The organism is Stenotrophomonas sp. 99219_Sma (genome assembly GCF_056480785.1).
Map to the genome: position 1 here is coordinate 1,398,950 of NZ_CM151117.1, position 22,295 is coordinate 1,421,244.

17 protein-coding genes and 2 pseudogenes are annotated in these 22,295 nt (G+C 66.9%); 4 read left to right on the forward strand and 15 right to left on the reverse strand.

The genetic code is table 11. From position 1 onward, the window contains the following. The first annotated feature begins 31 nt into the window (after positions 1-31). Positions 32-904 carry a DMT family transporter gene (locus ACZK13_RS06365; protein WP_032128339.1) on the forward strand — a complete coding sequence of 291 codons (873 nt, stop codon included), beginning with the start codon at positions 32-34 and terminating at the stop codon, positions 902-904. Here the strand turns inward: ACZK13_RS06365 and ACZK13_RS06370 are convergent. Then, positions 892-1,182, reverse strand: coding sequence for a hypothetical protein (locus ACZK13_RS06370; protein WP_153856883.1), 291 nt, complete (start codon positions 1,180-1,182; stop codon positions 892-894). The genes ACZK13_RS06365 and ACZK13_RS06370 overlap by 13 nt on opposite strands. A gap of 285 nt (positions 1,183-1,467) precedes the next feature. Continuing rightward, positions 1,468-2,370 carry a peptidylprolyl isomerase gene (locus tag ACZK13_RS06375; RefSeq protein WP_478482370.1) on the reverse strand — a complete coding sequence of 301 codons (903 nt, stop codon included), beginning with the start codon at positions 2,368-2,370 and terminating at the stop codon, positions 1,468-1,470. A gap of 136 nt (positions 2,371-2,506) precedes the next feature. On the opposite strand from ACZK13_RS06375, the gene ACZK13_RS06380 reads away from it, so the two are divergent. Then, positions 2,507-2,872 (forward strand): PadR family transcriptional regulator, encoded by a 366-nt coding sequence (locus ACZK13_RS06380; RefSeq protein WP_032128337.1) that lies wholly within the window; start codon positions 2,507-2,509, stop codon positions 2,870-2,872. Beyond that, a pseudogene (locus tag ACZK13_RS06385) lies at positions 2,869-3,859 on the forward strand (sensor domain-containing protein). Before ACZK13_RS06380 ends, ACZK13_RS06385 begins: the two are co-directional and overlap by 4 nt. Before the next feature lie 199 nt (positions 3,860-4,058). Here ACZK13_RS06385 and ACZK13_RS06390 read toward each other — a convergent pair. Next, complete coding sequence (locus ACZK13_RS06390; protein ID WP_478482371.1) at positions 4,059-5,366, reverse strand: polyhydroxyalkanoate depolymerase; 1,308 nt, start codon at positions 5,364-5,366, stop codon at positions 4,059-4,061. 93 nt (positions 5,367-5,459) lie between these two features. Beyond that, entirely contained in the window at positions 5,460-6,050 is a 591-nt protein-coding gene (locus ACZK13_RS06395) for a class I SAM-dependent DNA methyltransferase (RefSeq protein ID WP_253143336.1), read from the reverse strand. 147 nt (positions 6,051-6,197) lie between these two features. Here ACZK13_RS06395 and ACZK13_RS06400 point away from each other — a divergent pair, with 147 nt between their 5' ends. Continuing rightward, positions 6,198-6,653: a CopD family protein gene (locus ACZK13_RS06400; protein WP_049399558.1), complete on the forward strand. Its 456-nt coding sequence runs from the start codon at positions 6,198-6,200 to the stop codon at positions 6,651-6,653. Between the two features lie 140 nt (positions 6,654-6,793). Here ACZK13_RS06400 and ACZK13_RS06405 read toward each other — a convergent pair whose 3' ends face one another. From ACZK13_RS06405 to ACZK13_RS06455, 11 genes and pseudogenes are all read right to left on the reverse strand, one after another. Next, positions 6,794-7,753 (reverse strand): acetyl-CoA carboxylase carboxyltransferase subunit alpha, encoded by a 960-nt coding sequence (locus tag ACZK13_RS06405; RefSeq protein ID WP_032128332.1) that lies wholly within the window; start codon positions 7,751-7,753, stop codon positions 6,794-6,796. A gap of 113 nt (positions 7,754-7,866) precedes the next feature. Continuing rightward, positions 7,867-8,736, reverse strand: coding sequence for a hypothetical protein (locus ACZK13_RS06410; protein ID WP_478482372.1), 870 nt, complete (start codon positions 8,734-8,736; stop codon positions 7,867-7,869). Between the two features lie 64 nt (positions 8,737-8,800). Then, a complete protein-coding gene (gene dnaE / locus ACZK13_RS06415; protein ID WP_121503847.1) occupies positions 8,801-12,391 on the reverse strand; it encodes a DNA polymerase III subunit alpha in 3,591 nt (1,196 codons plus the stop codon). Positions 12,392-12,609: 218 nt separating this feature from the next. Beyond that, complete coding sequence (locus ACZK13_RS06420) at positions 12,610-13,278, reverse strand: ribonuclease HII (protein ID WP_049461544.1); 669 nt, start codon at positions 13,276-13,278, stop codon at positions 12,610-12,612. Then, entirely contained in the window at positions 13,275-14,477 is a 1,203-nt protein-coding gene (lpxB, locus tag ACZK13_RS06425) for a lipid-A-disaccharide synthase (protein WP_100437555.1), read from the reverse strand. The genes ACZK13_RS06420 and lpxB overlap by 4 nt, the downstream gene beginning before the upstream one ends. A 53-nt stretch (positions 14,478-14,530) precedes the next feature. Continuing rightward, on the reverse strand, positions 14,531-15,322 hold the full coding sequence (gene lpxA / locus ACZK13_RS06430; protein WP_032128327.1) for an acyl-ACP--UDP-N-acetylglucosamine O-acyltransferase: 792 nt from the start codon (positions 15,320-15,322) through the stop codon (positions 14,531-14,533). Between the two features lie 16 nt (positions 15,323-15,338). Continuing rightward, positions 15,339-15,797, reverse strand: coding sequence for a 3-hydroxyacyl-ACP dehydratase FabZ (gene fabZ, locus ACZK13_RS06435; RefSeq protein ID WP_032128326.1), 459 nt, complete (start codon positions 15,795-15,797; stop codon positions 15,339-15,341). Further along, a pseudogene (gene lpxD / locus ACZK13_RS06440) lies at positions 15,794-16,818 on the reverse strand (UDP-3-O-(3-hydroxymyristoyl)glucosamine N-acyltransferase). Before lpxD ends, fabZ begins: the two are co-directional and overlap by 4 nt. Before the next feature lie 434 nt (positions 16,819-17,252). After that, complete coding sequence (gene bamA / locus ACZK13_RS06445) at positions 17,253-19,616, reverse strand: outer membrane protein assembly factor BamA (protein ID WP_049463624.1); 2,364 nt, start codon at positions 19,614-19,616, stop codon at positions 17,253-17,255. 74 nt (positions 19,617-19,690) lie between these two features. Beyond that, a complete protein-coding gene (gene rseP / locus ACZK13_RS06450; protein ID WP_032127946.1) occupies positions 19,691-21,049 on the reverse strand; it encodes an RIP metalloprotease RseP in 1,359 nt (452 codons plus the stop codon). Positions 21,050-21,104: 55 nt separating this feature from the next. Next, positions 21,105-22,295: a 1-deoxy-D-xylulose-5-phosphate reductoisomerase gene (locus ACZK13_RS06455; RefSeq protein ID WP_049399539.1), complete on the reverse strand. Its 1,191-nt coding sequence runs from the start codon at positions 22,293-22,295 to the stop codon at positions 21,105-21,107.

Consider the following 22,295-nt stretch of genomic DNA (forward strand, 5'->3'; position numbering starts at 1 on the left):
GCGAGGAACAGACGATGGACGGAGGCAGGGCATGAATGCGGTCCCACAGGCGGCCGAGCGCGACTGGCGCACGCCGCTGGAATTGACCCTGCTGGGCGCCATCTGGGGCTGCTCGTTCCTGTTCATGCGGGTGGCAGTGCCGTCGTTCGGCCCGTTCGCGCTGGTCGAGGTGCGGCTGGTGCTGGGCGCGCTGGTGCTGCTGCCGTTCCTGTGGCGCGCCCGCGCACAGTTCCCGCCGCGGCGCTGGCTGTGGCTGGCGCCGATCGGCCTGATCAACTCGGCGCTGCCGTTCGTGCTGTTCGCCTATGCCGCAGAGCAGGCGCCGGCCGCGATCGGTGCGATCTGCAATGCGATGACGGTGCTGTTCGCCGCGCTGATCGCGTTCCTGTTCTTCGGCGAGAAGATCGGCATGCGCCGTGCGGGCGCGCTGCTGGTCGGCTTCGCCGGCGTGGTGGTGCTGGCCACGGCCAAGGTCTCCGGCCTGAGCATCGGCACCGCGGTGCTGGCCGGTGCGGCGGCTTCGTTGCTGTACGGCCTGGGCGTGAACCTGGTGAAGCGGCACATGACCGGGTTGCCGTCGGCTGCGGCTGCGGCGGCAACGCTGTCCTGCGCTTCGCTGTGGATGCTGCCGATGGCGGTCAGCCACTGGCCGCAGGCGGCGATTCCGGCCAAGGCGTGGGGCGCGGCGATTGCCCTGGGCGTGGCCTGCACTGGGCTGGCGTTCCTGATGTTCTATCGTTTGATCGGCCGTATCGGCCCGTCGCGTGCATCCACGGTGACCTACCTGATTCCGCTGTTTGGTGCGGCCTTCGCGTGGTTGTTCCTGGGCGAGCCGGTGACACTGCAGATGCTGATTGCCGGTGCGTTGATTCTGGGTAGCGTGGCGGTGAGTCAGAAGGGTTGAGGTGTTTTGCACGTGGCGCGTGCTGAAGGCGCTTCATTGTTCATGGGCGTTACTTTTCTTTGTACGCAAAGAAAAGTAACCAAAAGAAACGTTCCGCCGGTCACGAGCCGATGCTGCGCATCGGTGCCCTGCGCTCCTCGGCCCGTCGAGGGACGGCGCGGGAACTCGCTGCGCTCAGACACCCGCGCCTCTTCGCCCTCGCCGGACCTGCGGTGCTCTGCTCGCTCAAGGCGGACCCAGATCAAAGGCCACAGCTGCACCCAGTAGATCCACGCCATGCGTGGATGCTTTTGCGGTTGATCTTGACCTTCCAGTCCGCCTTGAGCGAGCCGAGCATCGCAGGGGAATCAGGGGCGAAGAGGTGCCGATGTCTGAGCGCAGCGAGTTCGGCACCGCCCCCTGATTCACCGAGAAGCGCAGGGGACCGGCGTGCGAAGCACGGCGGCTCGCGACCTGGCGGCGCGTTTCTTTTGGTTACTTTTCTTTTCGCGCGAAAAGAAAAGTGACGCCCATGAACGATGAAGCACCTTCAGCACGCGCCACGCGCAGAACCCGCGACGGCGTTACTTCACCGGCACCGGAACATTGCAAAGATCGATATGCCCCGCCGGGCGCTTGTAGAAATCATCCACGCGATTCCGCCGCGCTTCCACCGTATCGGCGAAGGTCTTCGAGTCGGTACGCAGTACCTGGATCGGCGTGCGCTCGGCCACCGGCACATCGCTGGCACGGCGGATAGACACGATCGGCGTGCGCAGCTTCGGGTCGGCATAGAAACCCATCGGCGCCGGGCCGCGCGGGGTCGCGCTGAGCAGCTCCATGCCCTTCAGCACGCGGCCGACCAGGGTGATGTTGCGGTCCAGCTGGCGCGGCGACTGGCCGGTCACCACGTACAGTTCGGCACCGATGCTGCTGTCTTCCTCGTTGCTGCGGCCAGCGCCGAGCATGCCGTAGCAATGCGCCAGCCAGGCCTTGCCGGCCTGCGGGTCCTGGCCGACCGGGAAACCGTCGACGAATCCGGTCTGCGCGGCCCAGCCATCGCGATCCGGCAGCACGCTGACCTTCAGGCCGGCGCTGGCGCGTTCGAATTCGGCCGGCAGCTTGCGCGCGGCGCTGCCGAACGGCTTGGCCTTGGCGGCGTCATCGGCGTCGGCATCGCCGAACTGCACCACGAAGTTGTCCTGCGAGCGGTAGATGCTGGTGCCGTCCCAGAAGTGCTCGCGGGCGAAGGTCTGGATGTTGGCGACATGGCGCGGGGCGAACTGCGGCGCCAGCTCGATGATCACCCGCCCGGCCGGCAGGTCCATGTACAGCAGGTTGGCCGGGTCCGGGGTGCGCCAGTCGCTGGCCGCCGAAGCATCAAGAATCTGCTGCGGGCTGCGGTAGGGCGTGGCCGAACTGGCCATGGCGGGCAGCAGGCAGGACAGGGCGATGGCGGTCAGGGCAAGGCGACGAAGGTGCGGCATGGGATCCCCGGAACATGAACGAGGCTTCGATTCTGCGCGAGCGGCCCGGCCACGCCAACCGGCACGATGACTAACGACACATTCGCTATACCGAACTTCGCACTACTGTGGACTTCAACGTAGTGGAGGGCCGGTCATGTCCGAGGACGATGTCCAGCTGAAGAAGTTCCAGAAGGAGCTCAGCGCCGGAACGGTGTCGCTGGCCCTGCTGGCGGTGCTGGCCCGGGCCGGGGAGCCGCTGTACGGCTACCTCATTGCCAAGGAGCTGGAGCGGGTGGGCGAGGGCGTGCTGAGCGGCAAGCAGAGCGCGCTGTACCCGGTGCTGCGCAATCTGGAGGGCGCCGGCCTGCTGGAAAGCCATGTGGAGCCGTCCAGCAGCGGGCCGCCGCGGCGCTACTACCGCATCAATGAACGTGGCCGCGAGGTGCTGGCGCAATGGCGCCAGGCCTGGCAGGCCACACGCGATTCCGTCGATTCCGTGTTGGAGGGGGTACCGCAATGAACGACCCGAGCCTGGCAGGCCGAGCCCTGCCCACGACCATCCCGCAGTACCTGGCGCAGCTGCGCGCGTCATTGGAAGGCGCCGACCCGGCGATGGTGCAGGACGCGCTGTACGACGCCGAGGAATACCTGCGCTCGGAGCTGGCGGCGCAGCCCGGCCGCAGCGAGGCCGAGGTGATCGCCGACGTCGCCGGCAGCTACGGTGCGCCGGACGAGGTAGCCGAAATCTACCGCGAGACCGAAGTGACGGTGAATCGCGCGCTGCGTACACCGCGTGCGGATACCGCACCGGTGCTGCGTGCGGCGGCGGAAGCCAGTGGCGTCGAGCCGGCCGCACACCCCGCCGGTACCGGTGCCGCGTTCGCTGCTGGCGCGCTTCTTCGGCGTGGTGACGGATCCGCATACCTACGGTGCGCTGTTCTACATGCTGCTGTCGCTGGCCACCGGCATCTTCTTCTTCATCTGGGTGGTGACTGGCCTGTCGCTGTCGCTGGGCCTGCTGATCCTGATCATCGGCATCCCGTTGACGGTGCTGTTCTTCGGTTCGGTGCGCGGGCTGGCGTTGCTGGAAGGGCGCCTGGTGGAAGCGCTGCTGGGCGAGCGCATGCCGCGTCGTCCGCGCTACACCGACCGCAGCCGCACCTGGCTGCAGCGCATCGGGGACATGTTCACCGACGGCCGCACCTGGCTGACGCTGCTGTACTTCGTGCTGATGCTGCCGCTGGGCGTCATCTACTTCACCATCGCGGTGACGTTGCTGTCGCTGTCGCTGAGCCTGATCTGGGCGCCGGTCGCGGCGATCTTCAGTGGCGACATCCCCGGCGTGTACGTCAACGACGTGAACGTGCTGCCGATGGCGGCCTCGCCGCTGGTGGCGATCGCGGTTGCCGGGGCGGGCGCGCTGCTGCTGCTGCTGACGATGCACCTGGCACGCGGCATCGGCAAGCTGCATGGGCTGATCGCCAAGAACCTGCTCGTGCGGCTGTAAGCGGGTGCGGACGCTCCGGTAGGTGCCAACCTTGGTTGGCACGATCCATCAGTGCAGGGGCGCTTGGCGGAATTCGCTTTGGTAGGTGCCAACCTTGGTTGGCACAATCCTTCAGATACCGGGATTCAGGGTAGAGCGCCAACCAAGGTTGGCATCTACCAGGGCGTACCGACCAAGGTCGGCACCCACCCTGGGCGAGTTACCCCGCCTTTCGCCGCAACGGGGTGACGTTGCTCTTCTTCTTCGTGACCTTCGCCGCCGGTGCTTCGGCATGCGCGGCGAAGAAATCGCGCACCTTCGGGTACACCACTTCGCGCCAGCGACGGCCGCTGAAGATGCCGTAGTGGCCGGCACCTTCGACGATGAAATGCTCGCGGCGGTCAGCGTCGATGCCGGTGCAAAGCGCCTGCGCCGCTTCGGTCTGGCCGAGGCCGGCAATGTCGTCCAGCTCGCCTTCGATGCTCAGCAGCGCGGTATCGCGGATCGCCGACGGATCGACCTTCTCGCCGTTGACCACCCACTCGCCACGCGGCAGCAGGAAGTCCTGGAACACCACGCGGATGGTATCCAGGTAGTACTTGGCCGGCATGTCCAGCACCGCGTTGTACTCGTCGTAGAAACGACGGTGCGCGTCGGCGTCTTCCAGGTCGCCCTTGACCAGGTCGGTGTAGAAATCCCAGTGCGAGCTGAAGTGGCGGCTCGGGTTCATCGACAGGAACCCGGCGTGCTGCAGGAAGCCCGGGTACACGCGGCGGCCGGCGCCGGGATAGCTGGCCGGCACGGTGTGGATGACGTTGTTCTCGAACCACGACAGCGGGTTCTGCGTGGCCAGGTTGTTCACTGCGGTCGGGCTGCAGCGTGCATCGATCGGGCCACCCATCATCACCAGCGTGCGCGGCGTCGGCTCGCCACGGCTGGCCATCAGCGAAACCGCCGCCAGCACCGGTACGGTCGGCTGGCACACACTCACCACGTGCAGGCGCTCCACGCCGAGGTGGCGGATGAACTCCTGGATGTAGGCGATGTAGTCGTCCAGGCCGAACTCGCCTTCGCTGGCCGGCACCATGCGCGCGTCGACCCAGTCGGTCACATACACGCGGTGGTCGCGCAGCAGCGTGCGCACGGTGTCGCGCAGCAGCGTGGCGTGGTGGCCGGACAGCGGCGCCACCACCAGCACGAACGGCTGGTTGAGCATGGTGTGCAGCTGGTCGGCTTCATTGCTGTGGCGCTTGAAGCGCAGCAGCTTGCAGAACGGCTTGCTCACTTCCTCGTGCACGACGATCGGCACGCGCTCGCCATCGACGTCGATTTCGTTGATGCCCCACTCGGGCTTCTCGTAATCCTTGCCGATGCGATGGAAGAGTTCATTGACCGCCGCCAGGCGATCAGCGCCGGGCATCTGCGACCACCAGTGGCCCTGGTTGGCGAAGAACCTGGCGTTGGCCTGGGCCTGGTGCACCCAGGGGGCGAGCAGGTTGCGGGTCATTTCGTGCAGTTGATAGAGCATGACGACCGAATATGTATGGTCATATGTTGCCGCGCAGCATATCCCATCCGGGTGTCCCGCAGGTTAAGTTGGCTGAAAATAATGAATCCGGATTCACATCCGTTCCAGCGCGGCCGCATCGCCTGCCAGGGCGGGGCCGAGCCAGCAATGCGACCCTACCGGCTGCAGACCGTGCCGGGCCAGCGTCCGCCGGTACCAGCGCGCCGGGCGGGCCTGGAAACCCTCGTGGTCGCCCTCGAACGCGTCCTCGGCGGCGAAGGTCTCCAGGAAGGCCACGCCGCCGGTCAGCTCCGCCACGCCGGCCAGTCCGGCACGCAGCTCACGGTCGGGCACGTAGTGCATCACGTCCGAGCAGATCAGCAGGTCGACCGGGGCGCAGGGCCGCAGCCAGGCGAAATCACCGAAGCGGGCCAGGTGCAGGTTGCGGGTGCGGCCGTAGCGGCGCACAGCGTACTCGCTGCTGTCGAAGCCGAGGTATTCGACCTTCGGACGCAGCTTCAGCAGCGGCGCGCGCCAGGCGCCTTCGCCGCAGCCGATATCCAGCACGCTGCGGATCGGTCGCTCCAGGTAGTACTCGGCGCTGGCCACAGCCAATGCCACCTTGCGTGCCAGGCGGGCGCTGCCACCGATGTCGGCGCTGCGGTACCAGCGTTGGAAGTAGGCGGCGTCGTAGGTCTTGTCCATGGGGCGGTCGCAGTGGTGAAAACGGCGCTTATCGTACGGCGTTGCGGCGTGCCATGCGTCGATGTGTCGCGGCGCTGGGGCGTGGGGTGGCCCGGCCACGGCATGCGAGAATGGCCGCCAACCTACGCCAGCCGCCGGAGCGAGCGCATGCAGAGCTACTACTGGGTCAAGACCTTCCACATCGTGTTCGTGGTGGCGTGGATGGCGACGGTGTTCTATCTGCCGCGCATCCTGGTGAACCTGGCCGAGACCGCTGGCCAGCCGGCGGTGACCGAGCGCCTGCAGCTGATGGGCCTGCGCCTGTACCGCTTCGGCCACTCGATGTTCGGTCTGGCATTCCTGCTGGGTCTGGTGCTGTGGCTGGGCTACAAGGTCATTCCGGATTTCCCGACGATGGTTGCCTCGGGCGGCGCCGGTTGGCTGCATGCCAAGCTGGGGCTGGTGGTGCTGCTGCTGGCGTATTTCATCTGGATCGGGCGCCTGCTCAAGGGCGTGGCCAAGGGCAGGGCGCTGCCGTCGTCGCGCGCGCTGCGCTGGATCAACGAGATCCCGCTGCTGGCGTTCATTCCGATCGTGTGGCTGGTGCTGGCCAAGCCGTTCTGACGCGGGGTCATCTGCACCCGGTAGATCCACGCCATGCGTGGATGCCGCCAGGGCGCAAACGAAAGAGCCGGGCGATTGCCCGGCTCTTTCGTTTCTGCAATCACCTGCGTGTTGCCGGCCAGCGGCCGGCACTACCGGGCTTAGGCCGCTTCGTACGTGCCGTAGCTGCGCAGGCGGGCGTAGCGCTGTTCCAGCAGCTGCTCGGTGGACAGCTTGTCCAGCGCGTCCAGTTCGTTCAGCAGCACCGCCTTCAGGCGCTTGGCCATCTGCGTCGGGTTGCGGTGGGCGCCACCGGTCGGCTCGCGCACGACCTTGTCGACCAGGCCCAGGCTCTTCAGGCGCGGGGCGGTCAGGCCCAGCTGTTCGGCGGCATCCTTGGCCTTGCCGGCATCCTTCCACAGGATCGAGGCGCAGCCTTCCGGGGTGATGGTCGAGTACACCGAGTACTCCAGCATCACGGTGCGGTCGCCCACGCCCAGCGCCAGCGCGCCGCCGGAGCCACCTTCACCGATCACGGTGCAGATGATCGGCACCTTCAGTTCGGCCATCTCGATCAGGTTGCGTGCGATCGCTTCGGACTGGCCGCGCGATTCGGCATCGATGCCCGGCCAGGCGCCGGCGGTGTCGATCAGGGTCAGCACCGGCAGGCCGAAGCGCTCGGCCATCTTCATCAGGCGCAGGGCCTTGCGGTAGCCCTCCGGCTTGGGCATGCCGAAGTTGCGCTTGATCTTTTCCTTGGTGTCACGGCCCTTCTGGTGGCCGATCACCATCACCGCACGGCCGTTGATGCGTGCCAGGCCGCCCATGATCGCCTTGTCGTCGGCGAAGGCACGGTCGCCGGCCAGCTCCTGGAACTCATCGAACATGACGCGGAGGTAGTCTGCGGTGTACGGGCGCGACGGATGACGGGCCAGCTGCAGCACCTGCCACGAGGTCAGGTTGCGGAAGATCTGCGCGGTGCGCATGCGCAGCTTGTCCTGCAGCGCGTGCACTTCCGCCTCGACATTGACCGCCGGCCCGGCACTGGCGTTGCGCAGTTCCTGGATCTTGGCTTCCAGGTCGGCGATGGGTTGCTCGAAGTCGAGGTAGTTCGGATTCATCGGAAGCCGTCGTGTAAAGAAGAGGGGAATTCTAGCCGAATGCGTGCAAACCACCCGTACGCCTTCGTCTGGAAGGCGACGGTAGCGCAGCCGGGCAGGGGGCGCCAGTCAGCTCAGGGCACCACCAGGGCGCTGCGGCCCATCAGCTGGCTGCGCTGGGAAACGAAGTCGTTGTAGGCCTCGTTGGCCTCCCGGCCCAGCCCGCTGCCCAGGGTGGCGGTGGCCGAGGTGAAGGCCATCTGCGCGGCGAAGTCCTGCTTGCGCAGGGCCTTCTGTTCATCGGCGGTGGTGGCCTTCAGCCAGCGCGCATAGACCTCACGCAGCGGCGCGGCATGCGCCTCGAAGGCCGGCACCAGCGCCGGCAGGCTGGCCGGGGCCGGTTCCAGGCTGAACGCCGGGGCCACGTAGCCGGCCGGCTGCTCGCGCTTGAACGCACCGGGCTCTCCCATGCCTTCTTCCACGTAAGCGATGAAGTCCGGCGCGGTGAACACCTTGGCCACGATCTGGCCGCCGCTGGAATCGACGTGGGCGACCACCTTTTCCTTGGGGAACGGTTCGCGCACGCCGTAGGTCCAGGTCTTGTCGATGAACAGTTCGTGGCTCTTTTCGAACGGGCCTTCGAAGTCGACGCCGCCCAGCTCGATGCCGGCCTTGCCGGTGCCGAAGTTCTTCAGCTTGCTCTCATCGGTGACATAGATCTCGCGGGCGACCACGTACTCGCTCAGGGTTGGGTTGATCAGCCCGCCACGACCGTCGACGTAGACGATGAAGTGCACGTCGCCGAGCTTTTCGGTGTGCAGGCGATGTTCGCCGACGGCCAGCGAAATCGGGCGCGAGCCCTGTGCGGCCACCGGCAGGTCCTTGCCATCGATGCTCAGTGCCAGCGGCGTGTCGGTCGGGTTGTCGATCTGGAACTCGACCTTCGAGGGCGAACAGGCGGCCAGGGCCAGCGCGGCGGCGAACGGGAACAGCAGGGTCTTCATCGGCAATCGTCCTTGATACATGGAACGGGAAAGCAGGGGTTTCAGCAAAACCAGGGAGCCAGCTTCAGCTGGCCCACGGCGGGCTGTAGCGCACCTTCAGGGTGCGCACGGCGGGGTCGGCGCGCAGCGCCTCCATCAGCTTGGAATCGATGCGTACCGCGCTCTGCCCGGACACATCGAGCATGCCGGCGACGCCGCCGTGCGGCCCCTTCAGCAGCAGGTCCAGGCGCAGCGGCGTGCGGCCAGGGCGATGGCGGTCGAGCAGCGCATCAATGCGTTCCCAGACCGGGCGCTGCTGGCGCAGGTCCAGGCGCAGCGAGAGCCGGGTGGCGTAGTTGGCGCAGACTTCGTCGAAGTCCCAGCACTGGCGGATGCGCAGCGCGAAGCCACCGTTGAATTCGTCCTCGCGCAGGCCACCCTTGACCACCAGGATGCGGTCCTTGGTCATCAGGTGGCCGAACTCGGCCATCGCGTCGGAGAACGCGCTGCACTCGACGCGGCCACGGCCGTCCTCGAGCTGGATGAAGATCTGGCTCTCACCCTTGCGGCGCACGCCGACCACCTGGCCGGCCAGCACGGTCTGTACTTCCGGGCGCCAGCGCTTCTCGCCGCCGCCGCCGCCGCCACTGTTGGCGCTCCAGATCTTCTCCACCGAGCCCAGGTCGTTGCCGACCAGGTCGCGCACATCGTCGCGCCAGGGATCGAACGGGTGGCCACTGAGATAGAAACCCAGCGTGTCGCGCTCGCCATTGAGGCGCTGCAGCAGCGGCCATTCCTCGGCTTCGGGCAGGTCCAGCTGGATCGTGGTCGCGCTCGGGTCGGGGCCGCCGAACAGCGAGTTCTGCCCGGACGCACGTTCGCGCGCCATCTGGTCGGTGGCCTTGATCACTTCCGGCAGCTGCAGCATCAGCGAGGCGCGGTTATGCCCGAGCTCATCCAGTGCGCCGCAGTTGATCATCGCTTCCAGCGTGCGCCGGTTGAGCTTGGCCGATCCGACGCGGGTGCAGAAGTCGAGCAGGTCCTTGTAGTCGCCACCCTTCAGGCGCTCGTCCACCACCGCTTCGCAGGCACCCTGGCCGACGCCCTTGATCGCGCCCAGACCGTACTGGATGGTGTCCGGGGTGACGGCTTCGAACATGAAGGCCGAGTGGTTCACCTTCGGCGGCAGCACGGTCAGGCCGAGGTTGCGCACCTCGTCGAGGAAGCCGACCACCTTCTCGGTGTTGTCCAGGTCCGAGGACAGCGTGGCCGCCATGAACTCGGCCGGGTAATGGCGCTTCAGCCATGCGGTCTGGTAGCTGACCAGCGCGTAGGCAGCGGCGTGCGACTTGTTGAAGCCGTAGCCGGCGAACTTCTCCATCAGGTCGAAGATCGCGTCGGCCTTGGCCTCGTCCACGCCGTCCTTCGCCGCGCCTTCGCGGAAGATCTCACGGTGCTTGGCCATTTCGGCCGGCACCTTCTTGCCCATCGCGCGGCGCAGCAGGTCGGCGCCGCCCAGCGAGTAGCCGCCGACGATCTGCGCCATCTGCATCACCTGCTCCTGGTACACCATGATGCCGTAGGTGTCCTTCAGGATCGCTTCGGTGCGCGGATCGGGATAGATGATTTCTTCCTGGCCGTGCTTACGCGCATTGAAGGAGGGAATCAGGTCCATCGGGCCGGGGCGGTACAGCGACACCAGCGCGATCAGGTCTTCGAAACGGTCGGGGCGCGCGTCCTTCAGCAGGCGGCGCATGCCCGAGGATTCGAACTGGAACACCGCGCCGGTATTGCCGTTGGCAAAGATGTCCTTGTAGGTGGGCGTGTCGTCCAGCGGGATCGCGGCGATGTCCACCGGCGGAATGCCGGCGCGCTCATGGCGCTTGTTGATCGCCTTCACCGCCCAGTCGATGATGGTCAGCGTGCGCAGGCCGAGGAAGTCGAACTTCACCAGGCCCACTTCTTCCACGTCGTTCTTGTCGAACTGGGTGACCGGGTTCTTGCCGAGTCCGTTCTCGTCGTGTTCGGCGTACAGCGGGCAGAACTCGCTCAGCGGTTCGGGCCCGATCACTACGCCACCGGCGTGCTTGCCGGCGTTGCGGGTCAGGTCTTCCAGCTGCAGCGCCAGATCGATCAGGTCGCGGACATCGTCCTCGGTCTCGTAGCGCTGGATCAGTTCGGCCGACGCCATTTCCGAGCTCGGGCCTTCCTTGCCCTTGCCCAGCGCATCCTTCAGGTGGATGCCGAGGATGTTCGGGATCAGCTTGGAGACACCGTCGACCAGGCCGTACGGGAAACCGAGCACGCGGCCGGAGTCGCGCACCACCGCCTTGGCGGCCATGGTGCCGTAGGTGATGATCTGGCTGACGCGCTCGCGCCCGTACTTGCGCGCGACGTAGTCGATCACCTCGTCGCGGCGGTCCATGCAGAAGTCGATGTCGAAGTCGGGCATCGACACGCGTTCCGGATTGAGGAAGCGCTCGAACAGCAGGTTGTACGGCAGCGGGTCCAGATCGGTGATCTTCAGCGCCCAGGCCACCAGCGAACCGGCACCCGAACCGCGGCCGGGGCCGATCGGAATGCCCTGGTTCTTGCCCCACTGGATGAAGTCGGCCACGATCAGGAAGTAGCCCGGGAAGCCCATCTTGATGATGGTGTTGAGCTCGAACTCCAGGCGCTCGAAATACTCTTCGCGGGTCTTGCCCGGCGCCAGTGGATTCTTCTCCAGGCGCTCTTCCAGGCCATCGCGCGACATCTTCTGGATCCAGGTGTCCAGGGTCTCGTCGTCGGGCACCGGGTAGTTGGGCAGGAAGTAGGTGCCCAGCCGCATCTCGATGTTGCAGCGTTCGGCCAGCGCCAGCGTGTTGTCGATCGCATCGGGGATGTCGGCGAACAGCGCACACATCTCCTCGGCCGACTTCAGGTACTGCTGGTCGCTGTACTCGCGCGGGCGCTTGGGATCGTCCAGCACGCGGCCGGTGGAAATGCATACGCGCGCTTCGTGCGCGCTGAAATCCGTCGGCGACAGGAAGCGTACGTCGTTGCTGGCCACCACCGGCAGGCCACGCTGGCCGGCGGCCATCAGCGCGAACTGGTTGAAGGTTTCTTCGCCCTCGCGGCCGGTGCGGGTCAGCTCCAGGTGCAGGCCGTCGCCGAACACGCGTTGCCAGTCGGCCAGCTGCTGCTCGGCCAGTTCATGCTTGCCGTCCAACGCCAGGCGCCCGGCCAGGCTCTGCCGGCCAGCGAGTGCGAACAGGTTGGCGTTGCCGGCCTTCAGCCAGTCCGGGTGGATTGCCACGCCGCCTTCCGGGCGATGGCCTTCCATCCAGGCGCGGGTCAGCAGCCGCGACAGGCTCAGGTAGCCCTCACGGTCGCGGCACAGCAGGGTCATCCGCCACGGGTCCTGGCCTTCCTCGGCGATCAGTACGTCGGCGCCGGCGATCGGCTTGATGCCCACGCCTTCGGCGGCCTTGTAGAACTTGACCAGCGCGAACAGGTTGTTGAGGTCGGTCACCGCCAGCGCGGGCAGGCCGAGCTCGACCGAGCGCGACAGCAGGTTGGCCTGCTTGGCCTTCTTCGGGTCCGCCTGGTCGGGCTTGGCCGGCACGCGGATGGTCGAGTCCGCCAGCGAGAACTCGGTGTGGACGTGGAGATGTACGAAGCGGGAGTTGGACATGCCGGACCAGGTTGGAGCGCGCGGGCCCCGGGTGCTGACGGAAGATCGTCGCCGGGGTCGGGATGCGCTGGAGTGCCCGGTCAGGGTAGCGAGGGCAGGGGGAAGCGACAAGGACTTGACGGTGCGCCGATTGCGCGAATGTCGCCGGGCATGGCCCGGCGCCAGCGGAGGCGTTCACATTGCCGTGAAAGCGCCGGACGATACCCGGCAGCCGTTGTTCAAGCGATGGCTGTGATCGCGGGGGCTGGCGCTGTTTCCAGGCACTCGCGCACCGGGGCGAAGCTGCGCCGGTGCTCCACGCAGGGGCCGTGCTCGCGCAGGGCGGCCAGGTGGGCCGGGGTGCCGTAGCCCTTGTGCTGCTCGAAGCCGTACTGCGGATGGCGGGCATGCACCTCCTGCATGTAGCGGTCGCGCGAGACCTTGGCCAGGATCGAGGCGGCCATGATCGCGCGGTCGATGCCATCGCCGCCGACCAGCGCCTGCGCCGGCAGTACCAGACCCTTGGGCACCACGTTGCCATCGATGCGCGCGAAGCCGGCCACGTGGGCGACCGCTGCGACCACGTCGCGCATGCCCTGCAGGGTGGCCTGGTAGATGTTCAGACGGTCGATGGTGTCCACGTCCACCAGCACCACATGCCAGGCCAGGGCGCGCTCGATGATGCGGTCATGCAGCTGCTCGCGGCGCGCCGCGGTCAGCTGCTTGGAATCGTCCAGGCCGTTGATGCGCGGCCGTGCCGGGTCGAACACCACGGCCGCCACCGCGACCGGCCCGGCCAGCGGGCCACGACCGGCTTCGTCGACGCCGGCGACCAGGCGCTCCGGCTCGACCACCGCCGCGCCATCGAACAGGGTCAGGCTGGCCGCTGCGGCGTGGCGGCGGCTCATGCCTGGGCCTGGTCGCGCATCAGCAGCTCGCCGACGGCGTCGGCGGCACGTGCCGACGCATTGCGGCGCAGGCGCTCATGCAGGCGGGCATAGGTGTCCTGCAGGTCGGTCACCCGCTGCGGGTGGTCGAACCATTGCTGGATGGCCGCAGCCAGCTTGTCCGGCGTGCAGTCATGCTGCATCAGCTCCGGTGCCAGGTCCTGGCCGGCCAGGATGTTGGGCAGGGCAAAGCGGTCGACCTTGATCAGGCCGAATGCCTTGACCAGACGGTAGGTCAGCTCGTTGACACGGTAGCCGACCACCATCGGCCGCTTCACCAGCATCGCCTCCAGGGTCGCGGTACCGGACGCCAGCACCACCACGTCGGCCGCGATCATGGCGTTGCGCGCCTGGCCGTCGAGCACATGCGAGTACGCGACCGGCAGCGCCGAGCGCGACAGCTGCTCTTCGATCAGCCGCTTGCATGCGGGGTTGGCGGCAGGCACCACCACGTGCAGGCCGGGGATGCGCTCGGAGACCTGCCAGGCGGCTTCGAAGAAGGGTTCACCGAGGCGCGAGATTTCGCCCAGGCGGCTGCCTGGCAACACCGCCAGCACCTTGGCCGACGTCGGCAGGCCAAGCGCGGCGCGCGCTTCCTCGCGGTTGCCCTGCAGGGGGATGTCATCGGCCATCGGATGGCCAACGAAACGCGCGTCGATGCCGTGCTTGGCATAGATGGGCGGTTCCATCGGGAACAGGCACAGCACCAGGTCGGCGCTGCTGCCGATCTTCTCGGCGCGCTTCTCGCGCCAGGCCCAGACCGAGGGGCTCACGTAATGCACGGTGCGCACGCCGCGCTGCTTCAGCCAGCGTTCGATGCCCAGGTTGAAGTCGGGCGCGTCGATGCCGATGAACACGTCCGGCTGCCATTCCAGCGCACGCTGGCGGAACGCGGAACGCAGTTTGAGCAGGCGTGGCAGATGGCGCAGTACTTCGGTCAGGCCCATCACCGCCAGCTCGCTGGCATCGTGCCAGGTCAGGCAGCCGGCGCTGCGCATGGCATCGCCACCGATGCCGGCGAATTCGGCATTCGGAAAGCGTGCCTTCAGTTCGCGCACCAGTCCCGCACCCAGCAGATCACCAGAGGCCTCACCGGCCACCAGCGCGATCCGCAAGGGGCGCTCGCTGAGCACCCGCTGCGCGGGGACGCTGCCGGCCATCGAGGCCAGCGGAATCACGGCGGCGCCGGCCGGCGCCTGGCCGGTCGTGCTGCTCATCGCAGCAAGGGCCTCTCGGCGTGCTCGATGAAGTCCAGCATGGCCTTCACGTCATCGCTGTCGCGCGCCTGTTCGGTCAGCTGCACCTTGGCTTCGGCCAGTGGCAGGCCCGCCACGTACAGCGTGCGGTAGGCACGCTTGATGGCGGAAATGCGCTCGGCGTCGAAGCCGCGGCGCTTCAGCCCTTCGCTGTTGATGCCGCGCGGGCGGCCCAACGAATCGGTGCCGACCATGGTGAACGGCGGAACATCGCCATTGGTCAGCGCGCCCATGCCGAGGAAGGCATGCGCGCCGATCCGGCAGAACTGGTGGGCCCCGGCGAAGCCGCTGATGATCACGTAGTCACCCACGGTCACGTGGCCGGCCAGGGTGGTGTTGTTGGAGAACACGCAGAAGTTGCCGACATGGCAGTCATGCGCCACGTGCGTGTAGGCCAGCATCCAGTTGTCGTCGCCGATGGTGGTGATGCCGCCGCCGCCGCCGGTGCCACGGTTCAGCGTGACGAACTCGCGGAACACATTGCGGTCGCCGATCACCAGCTCGGTGCGCTCCCCTGCATACTTCTTGTCCTGCGGTTCGCCACCGACGGCTGCGTGGCCGATGAAGCGGTTGTCGCGGCCGATCTTCGTCGGGCCGTGGATGCTGCAGTGGGGGCCGATCACCGTGCCGGCACCGATTTCCACATCGGCACCGATCAGGGTGAACGCGCCCACCTGGACGTCATCGGCCAGGCGCGCGGCCGGGTCGATGACGGCGGTCGGGTGGATCCGCGGTGCGTTGTCAGTCATTCCTGCCTCCAGTGGATCAGCCCTTGGCGCCGGCGCACATGACTTCGGCCGAGGCAACGACTTCACCGTTGACCTTGGCTTCGCCGTAGTACCAGCCCATGTTGCGGATCAGGCGCTTCATCTGCACATCCAGCATCAGCACGTCGCCGGGAACGACCTGCTTGTTGAAGCGGGCGTTTTCCACCTTGACCATGTAGAACAGCTTGGACTGCGAGTCACGGCCGAGCGTGAGCTGGGTCATCACGCCACCGGCCTGCGCCAGCGCTTCGATGATCAGTACGCCGGGCATGATCGGGCGGCCCGGGAAGTGGCCCTGGAAGAACGGCTCGTTGATGCTGACGTTCTTCTGCGCAAGGATGCGCTTGGCGTCGATGTCGAGCTCAAGCACCCGGTCCACCAGCAGGAACGGGTAGCGGTGCGGGAGCAGTTCCTGGATCTGGCAGACGTCGATCGGAAGCTGCAGCGTGTCGTTCATTCTTTCTCCTTGCCAGCAGCCAGGACGCGGCGAGCCAATGCGTCCAGCTGCTTGAAGCGCGCGGCGTTCTTGCGCCACGTGCGGTTGTCGGTCAACGGGGTGCCGGACGAGTACTCGCCCGGCTCATGGATGGAATTGCGGACCACCGACTTGCCGGTGATCACGACCTTGTCGCAGATCTCGAGGTGGCCGACCACGCCAACGTGGCCGCCGAGCAGGCAGTAGCGGCCGATCCTGGCGCTGCCGGCGATGCCGGTGCAGCCGGCGATGGCCGAGTGCGCACCGATCTGCACGTTGTGCGCGATCTGCACCAGGTTGTCCAGGCGCACGTCTTCGTCCAGCACGGTGTCTTCCAGCGCACCACGGTCGACGCAGGTGTTGGCGCCGATCTCGCAGTCATCGCCGATGCGCACGCCGCCGAGCTGCGGCACCTTGATCCATTTGCCGGCGTCCATGGCCAGGCCGAAGCCATCGGCGCCGAGCACGGCACCGGGATGCACACGAACCCGCTTGCCGAGCTTGACCCGGGTGACCAGGGTGACCCGCGCGATCAGTTCGCAGCCGTTGTCCAGGCTGCAGTCTTCGCCGATCACGCTGCCGGTGCCGATGATGCAGTTTTCGCCGACCACGCTGCGTGCGCCGACGGAGACGAACGGGCCGATATGCGCGCTGGCGGCGACCTGCGCGCTGGGATCGATGACGGCGCTGGGGTGGATGCCCGGCGGGCGCGTCGGCGCGATGTCGAACAGCGCGGCGATCTTGGCGAAGGTGGTGTATGCGGGTCCTTGGCCACGAGCGCGGCGCCGGGGGCGGCCTCGGCGTCGTCGGCACGCAGGACCACCAGCGAGGCCTGGCTGTCGGCCAGCTGGGCGCGGTAGCGCGGGTTGGCGAGGAAGGTCAGCTGGCCAGGACCGGCATGGGCGAGGGTGGCCACGCCATGGATGGCGGTGGCGGGGTCGCCGTGGACCTGCAGGCCGAACTGCTCGGCGAGTTGCTGGGCGGTGTAGGTGGGAGTATTCACGGCGGGAGTTTAACGTGTGACGGCATTGCGGTCATGCGGGGCGGTCATGCAGCCAACGGCAGGGCCCCTCGCGGCCGGCAGAGCCAGTGTCATGGGCTGGGTCGGACGGGGCGGGGCTGCGGGGGGCGGCGCAAGTACGTCCATGTAGCCTTGGTCGCCGCATCCATGCGGCTCACACCCCCGCAGCCCCACCCCGTCCGACCTCCGAGGGCGTGGCGCGAGTGCCAGCCACGGAAAAACAGAAAAGATCAAAAGCAGAGCGGGCGCTTCCGGCATCCAGGCCAAACGAAAACGCCGGGCAGAGCCCGGCGCTTCGCATCCCGTCTGGTGGAGAGCCCCCCTTCTGTTAAGGGGGGCGCGCCAGCGGCGCGGGGGATAGGTGAAATGCGCGGGCAATTCACCGGAGGTGGATCAGTTCTGAGGAACGTTGTTCCTCAGAACTGGCCACCGAACGTGAATTGCAGACGTTCGATCTTGTCATCGTCTTCCTTCTTCAGCGGGAAGGCGTAGCTGATCGAGATCGGGCCGACCGGGGCGCGCCACAGCAGGGCCACACCGGTGGACACGCGCAGTTCGTTGGCCTTGAAGTTCTTGGTGCCGTTGTAGACGTTACCGAAGTCGACGAAGGCGGACACGCGTGCCGACGGGCTGTCGAACAGGCGCGGGAAGTAGGCTTCGACCGAACCGACGGTCTTCAGCGAACCACCCAGCGGCTGGCCTTCCGGGTAGCCGTTGGTGACTTCGCGCGGGCCGAGGGTGTTGTCTTCGAAGCCGCGCACCGAGTTGGTACCGCCGGCGTAGAAGTTCTCGAAGAACGGCAGGCCGCTGGCGGTCACCGTACGGGTGGTGCCGTCCGGGTTGGTCAGCGTGCGGGTGTAGTCGTTGCCATAGGCATCGCCGTAGCCCACTTCGGCACGGGTGTTGATCACCAGCGACGGCATGATCGGCCAGTACTTGCTGATCTGGTAGTTCAGCTTGTAGTACTCGATGGTCGAACCCGGCAGCGTGGTTTCCAGGCCGATGCGCTGGTAGGTACCGCGGGTCGGCATGAAGTAGTCGTTGCGCGAGTCACGCGCCCAGCCCAGCTCGGTGCGCCAGGCATGGAACGTGCGCCTACCGACGGCGTTGATGTAGTCGATGATCGACTGCGGGGTCGAGCCCTGGTAGGTGGTGATCTGGTTGCTGTCGATGCCGAACATCAGCGAGACGGTATCGGTCTCGGTGATCGGCACGCCGAACACCACCTGCGCCGAACCATTGGTGCTGTTGTACTGCGCGGTGTTGAAGTCGGAGTAGTCCAGTTCGCGCCAGGACAGGTTGTAGCCCAGCGACACGCCGTCATCGGTGAAGTACGGGTTGGTGTAGCTGAAGCCGTAGCGCTGCAGGTAGCTGCTGCGCGAGGCTTCGACCGACACGCGGTTGCCGCCGCCGAGGAAGTTGTTCTGCGACAGCTGCACCGAGGTGGTCATGCCGTAGGACTGCGAGTAGCCCAGGCCGAACACGAAGCTGCCGGACGTGGTTTCCTTGACGTTGTAGACGACGTCGACCTGGTCGTTGCTGCCGCTTACGGCCGGGGTTTCAACATCCACCGACTCGAAGTAGCCCAGGCGCTGCAGGCGGATCTTGGAGCGGTCGATCGCGGCCTGCGAGTACCAGCTGTTCTCGAACTGGCGCATTTCGCGACGCATCACTTCGTCGGACGTACGCGTGTTGCCACGGAACAGGATGCGACGCACCGACACGCGCGGGCCGGGCACGACCTGCATGTTGATCGCCACGGTCTGCTCGGGGCGGTTGGTGGTCGGGATCGGGTTAACCTTGGCGAACGCGTAGCCGATGTTGGACAGCGAGTTGGTGATGGTGTCCGAGCTGAATTCCAGCAGCGCACGCGAGAACGTGTCGCCGGACTTCTGGATCACCATGCGCTCGACGTCCTCCTGCGGAAGGATCGTGTCGCCGCTGACCTTGATCTCGGAGATCTTGTACTGCGCACCTTCGGTCACGCCGGCGGTGAGGAACATGTCGCGCTTGTCGGGGCTGATCGACACCTGGGTCGAATCAATGCTGAAGTCGACATAGCCGCGGTCGAGGTACCAGGAATTGAGCTTTTCCAGGTCGCCGGACAGCTTTTCCTTGGAGTACTGGTCGTCACGGCGGTACCACGATGCCCAGTTGTGCTCCTTGGACTCCCAGGTCTCCAGGATGTCCTTGCTCTCGAACTTCTCGGTGCCGACCAGGTTGACGTGACGGATCTTGGCCGCCTTGCCTTCCTTGATGGCGATCGCGATGTCCACGCGGTTGCGGTCCAGCGGGCTCACCGTCGGGGTGATCTCGACGTTGTACTTGCCGCGGTCGTTGTACTGGCGACGCAGTTCCTGGGTCACGCGGTCCAGGCTCAGGCGATCGAAGGTGCCGCCCTCGGTCAGGCCGATGTCGGACAGGCCCTTGAGCAGCTGCTCGGACTTGATGTCCTTGTTGCCGGTCACGGTCAGCTTGTTGATCGCCGGGCGTTCCTTGACGGTCACCACCAGGATGCTGCCCTGGCGGTCCAGCTGCACGTCTTCGAAGAAGCCGGTCTTGTACAGGGCGCGGATGGTCTCGCCGACCTTGTTGTCGGTGACCGTCTCGCCACGCTCCACCGGCAGGTAGGTGAATACCGTGCCCGAGCTGATGCGCTGCAGGCCATCCACGCGGATGTCGCTGACAGTGAAGGGCTCGGCTGCCTGGGCCAGGGCGGGAGCGCCGGTGACGGCGGCGAGGGCGAGGGCCAGCAGGCGGCGATTGGGGAGTCGCGTCATGTCACGTCCGGTAGGAAGGTCGATTTCATTGGTGCGGGATGCCGACGCTGTAGACGGCAACAACGTGGAAAAGTTCATCGCGGGACCAGGCCGAGGATGTCGTTGTAGAACGCCAACCCCATCAGCCCGGCCAGCAACGCCAGGCCGATGTACTGGCCGGCGGCGATGGCACGCTCGCTCAGCGGGCTGCCCTTGACCAACTCGATAAGGTAATACAGCAGGTGGCCGCCGTCCAAGATCGGGATCGGCAACAGGTTGATGATGCACAGGCTGAGTGACAGCAGGGCAAGGAACTGCAGGAACCAGTCCAGGCCGCGTTTGGCCGAGATGTTGGCTACCCGGGCGATGGTGACGGGCCCGGAAACGTTCTGCAGCGAGGCTTTGCCGGTGACGATGCGGCCCATCATGCCCAGCGAATCGGCCGCCAGGCGGCCGGTTTCGCGCACGGCCACGGTGACCGCGTCGAGCGGGCCATAGCGCAGCAGGGTGTCGTAGGGAGGGCTGAACGAGGTCGGGAACTGCACGCCGATCTGCCAGATCGGCTCGCCCTTTGAATCCTTGCCCTGGCGCGGGGTGACTTCCAGCGCCAGGCGCTCGCCGCCCCGCAGGACCTCGATCATGCCCGGGCCGCCGGCGCGGCCCAGCGTCTGGATCTCGCCGATGACCTGGTCGGCGCCGTCGATGCGCTGGCCGTCGATCGCTACGATCAGATCGCCCGGCTGCAGCTGCCCGGCCACCACGGAGTCCGCGGTGAGCGACTCGACCAGCGCCGGTTGCAGCCACGACTGCCAGTACAGGCCAGCCAGGATCGGCACGCGCCGTTCATCGAAGCCGGGGGGCAGCTGCGACAGCGGCAGGCTGCGCACGCGCACCTGGTCGGCCGGGTCCAGCACTTCCAGCTTCACGTCGCGGCGGTCCATCGCGGCGGCGGTCAGCGCCATGCTGGCCTCGCCGAGGGTGACCACCGGGCGCTCGTCCACGCGCAGCACGCGGTCGCCGCTGGTCAGGCCGGCGCTGGCGGCGATGCCGCTGACACGGCCGATGGTCGGCGAATAATCCTGCTTGCCGATCACGAACATCGCCCACAGCAGCAGGATGCACAGCAGCAGGTTGGCGATCGGTCCGGCGGCGACGATGGCGATGCGCTGCCAGACGGTCTTGTGGTTGAAGGCCTGACCGCGCTCGTGCGGGTGCACTTCGACCTCGCGCTCGTCCAGGAACTTCACATAGCCACCCAGCGGGATGGCGGCGATGGCGAACTCGGTGCCGTGCCTGTCCCGGCGCGACCACAGCGGCCGGCCGAAGCCGACCGAGAAGCGCAGGATCTTTACCCCGCACAGCCGCCCGACCCAGTAATGCCCGAACTCGTGGAACGTGACCAGCAGCCCGAGGCTGACAATCATCCACCAGACCGATCCGATGAAGTCAGTCATGCAGGCTCACAGTGGCGGGCAGGGGCGGCGTCGTCATGCTGGGCGAGGCGGTCGTTCAGGCGGCGTCGATGGCGTTCAGGGTCAGCTGGCGTGCCCGCTGGTCGGCGGACAACAGGACCTCCAGTGTATCGGCTGGCTGGGTCGGCAGTGTTGAAAGAGCGTTAGCAACCAGCTCCGGGATGGTCAGGAAACCGATCCGGCCCTGAAGAAACGCTGAAACCGCCTCTTCATTGGCAGCGTTCAGCACCGCCGGGGCGGTGCCGCCGGCCTGCATCGCCTGCCAGGCCAGGGCCAGGCAGGGGAAGGCGTCGGTGTCCGGGGCCTCGAAATCGAGCCGGCCCTGGGCCAGCAGATCCAGCCCGGATACGCCCGATTCAATGCGTTGTGGCCAGCCCAGGCCAACGGCCAGTGTGGTGCGCATGTCCGGCAGGCCCATCTGCGCCAGAGTCGAGCCGTCCACGAACTCGACCAGCGAGTGGACCAGGCTCTGCGGGTGCACCAGCACTTCGATGCGCTCACCGGGGATGCCGAACAGGTGGTGGGCCTCGATCACTTCCAGGCCCTTGTTCATCAACGTCGCCGAATCGACCGAGATCTTCGGCCCCATCGACCACTTCGGGTGGGCAACGGCCTGGGCCGGGGTGACCTGGGCCAGCTCGGCGCGGCTGCGGCCACGGAACGGGCCGCCGGAGGCGGTCAGCAGGATGCGGCGCACGCCGGCGCCATCGACGCTGGCATCGCGCGAGCGCAGGCACTGGAAGATCGCGCTGTGTTCGCTGTCGATCGGGATGATCTCGGCGCCGGCGCGTTCTGCGGTGCGGGTCAGCAGCTCACCGGCCAGCACCAGCGATTCCTTGTTGGCCAGCAGGATGCGCTTGCCCGCGGCGGCGGCGGCCAGGGTGGAAGACAGCCCGGCCGCACCGACGATGGCGGCGACCACGGTGTCGCAGGCATCGCTGGCGGCCAGCTGGTCCAGCGCGGCATGGCCGGCATGCGCCTCGGTGGCCAGTCCGGCATCGCGCAGGCCATCGCGCAGCTCAGCGAACAGCGATTCGTCGGCGATCACCGCGTGCGCGGGCCGGTGCTGGCGGCACAGTGCCAGCAACGCCTGCACCTGACGACCGGCGGCCAGCACGGTGGCCTGGTAGCGCTGCGGGTGGCGGGCGATCACGTCCAGCGTGGAGGCACCGATCGAGCCGGTGGCGCCGAATACGGCGACCCGGCGCAGGTCTGCGACAGCATTCAT

Excerpts from the sequence above, each read along its gene's own strand:
- fabZ (WP_032128326.1), bottom strand. The coding sequence starts at position 15,797 with ATGAACGACACGCTGCAGCTTCCGATCGACGTCTGCCAGATCCAGGAA.
- ACZK13_RS06370 (WP_153856883.1), bottom strand. The coding sequence starts at position 1,182 with ATGGCGTGGATCTACTGGGTGCAGCTGTGGCCTTTGATCTGGGTCCGC.
- ACZK13_RS06395 (WP_253143336.1), bottom strand. The coding sequence starts at position 6,050 with ATGGACAAGACCTACGACGCCGCCTACTTCCAACGCTGGTACCGCAGC.
- ACZK13_RS06375 (WP_478482370.1), bottom strand. The coding sequence starts at position 2,370 with ATGCCGCACCTTCGTCGCCTTGCCCTGACCGCCATCGCCCTGTCCTGC.
- ACZK13_RS06400 (WP_049399558.1), top strand. The coding sequence starts at position 6,198 with ATGCAGAGCTACTACTGGGTCAAGACCTTCCACATCGTGTTCGTGGTG.
- lpxB (WP_100437555.1), bottom strand. The coding sequence starts at position 14,477 with ATGGCCGGCAGCGTCCCCGCGCAGCGGGTGCTCAGCGAGCGCCCCTTG.
- ACZK13_RS06455 (WP_049399539.1), bottom strand. The coding sequence starts at position 22,295 with ATGAATGCTGTCGCAGACCTGCGCCGGGTCGCCGTATTCGGCGCCACC.
- ACZK13_RS06380 (WP_032128337.1), top strand. The coding sequence starts at position 2,507 with ATGTCCGAGGACGATGTCCAGCTGAAGAAGTTCCAGAAGGAGCTCAGC.
- dnaE (WP_121503847.1), bottom strand. The coding sequence starts at position 12,391 with ATGTCCAACTCCCGCTTCGTACATCTCCACGTCCACACCGAGTTCTCG.
- lpxA (WP_032128327.1), bottom strand. The coding sequence starts at position 15,322 with ATGACTGACAACGCACCGCGGATCCACCCGACCGCCGTCATCGACCCG.
- rseP (WP_032127946.1), bottom strand. The coding sequence starts at position 21,049 with ATGACTGACTTCATCGGATCGGTCTGGTGGATGATTGTCAGCCTCGGG.
- ACZK13_RS06405 (WP_032128332.1), bottom strand. The coding sequence starts at position 7,753 with ATGAATCCGAACTACCTCGACTTCGAGCAACCCATCGCCGACCTGGAA.
- ACZK13_RS06390 (WP_478482371.1), bottom strand. The coding sequence starts at position 5,366 with ATGCTCTATCAACTGCACGAAATGACCCGCAACCTGCTCGCCCCCTGG.
- bamA (WP_049463624.1), bottom strand. The coding sequence starts at position 19,616 with ATGACGCGACTCCCCAATCGCCGCCTGCTGGCCCTCGCCCTCGCCGCC.
- ACZK13_RS06365 (WP_032128339.1), top strand. The coding sequence starts at position 32 with ATGAATGCGGTCCCACAGGCGGCCGAGCGCGACTGGCGCACGCCGCTG.
- ACZK13_RS06420 (WP_049461544.1), bottom strand. The coding sequence starts at position 13,278 with ATGAGCCGCCGCCACGCCGCAGCGGCCAGCCTGACCCTGTTCGATGGC.
- ACZK13_RS06410 (WP_478482372.1), bottom strand. The coding sequence starts at position 8,736 with ATGAAGACCCTGCTGTTCCCGTTCGCCGCCGCGCTGGCCCTGGCCGCC.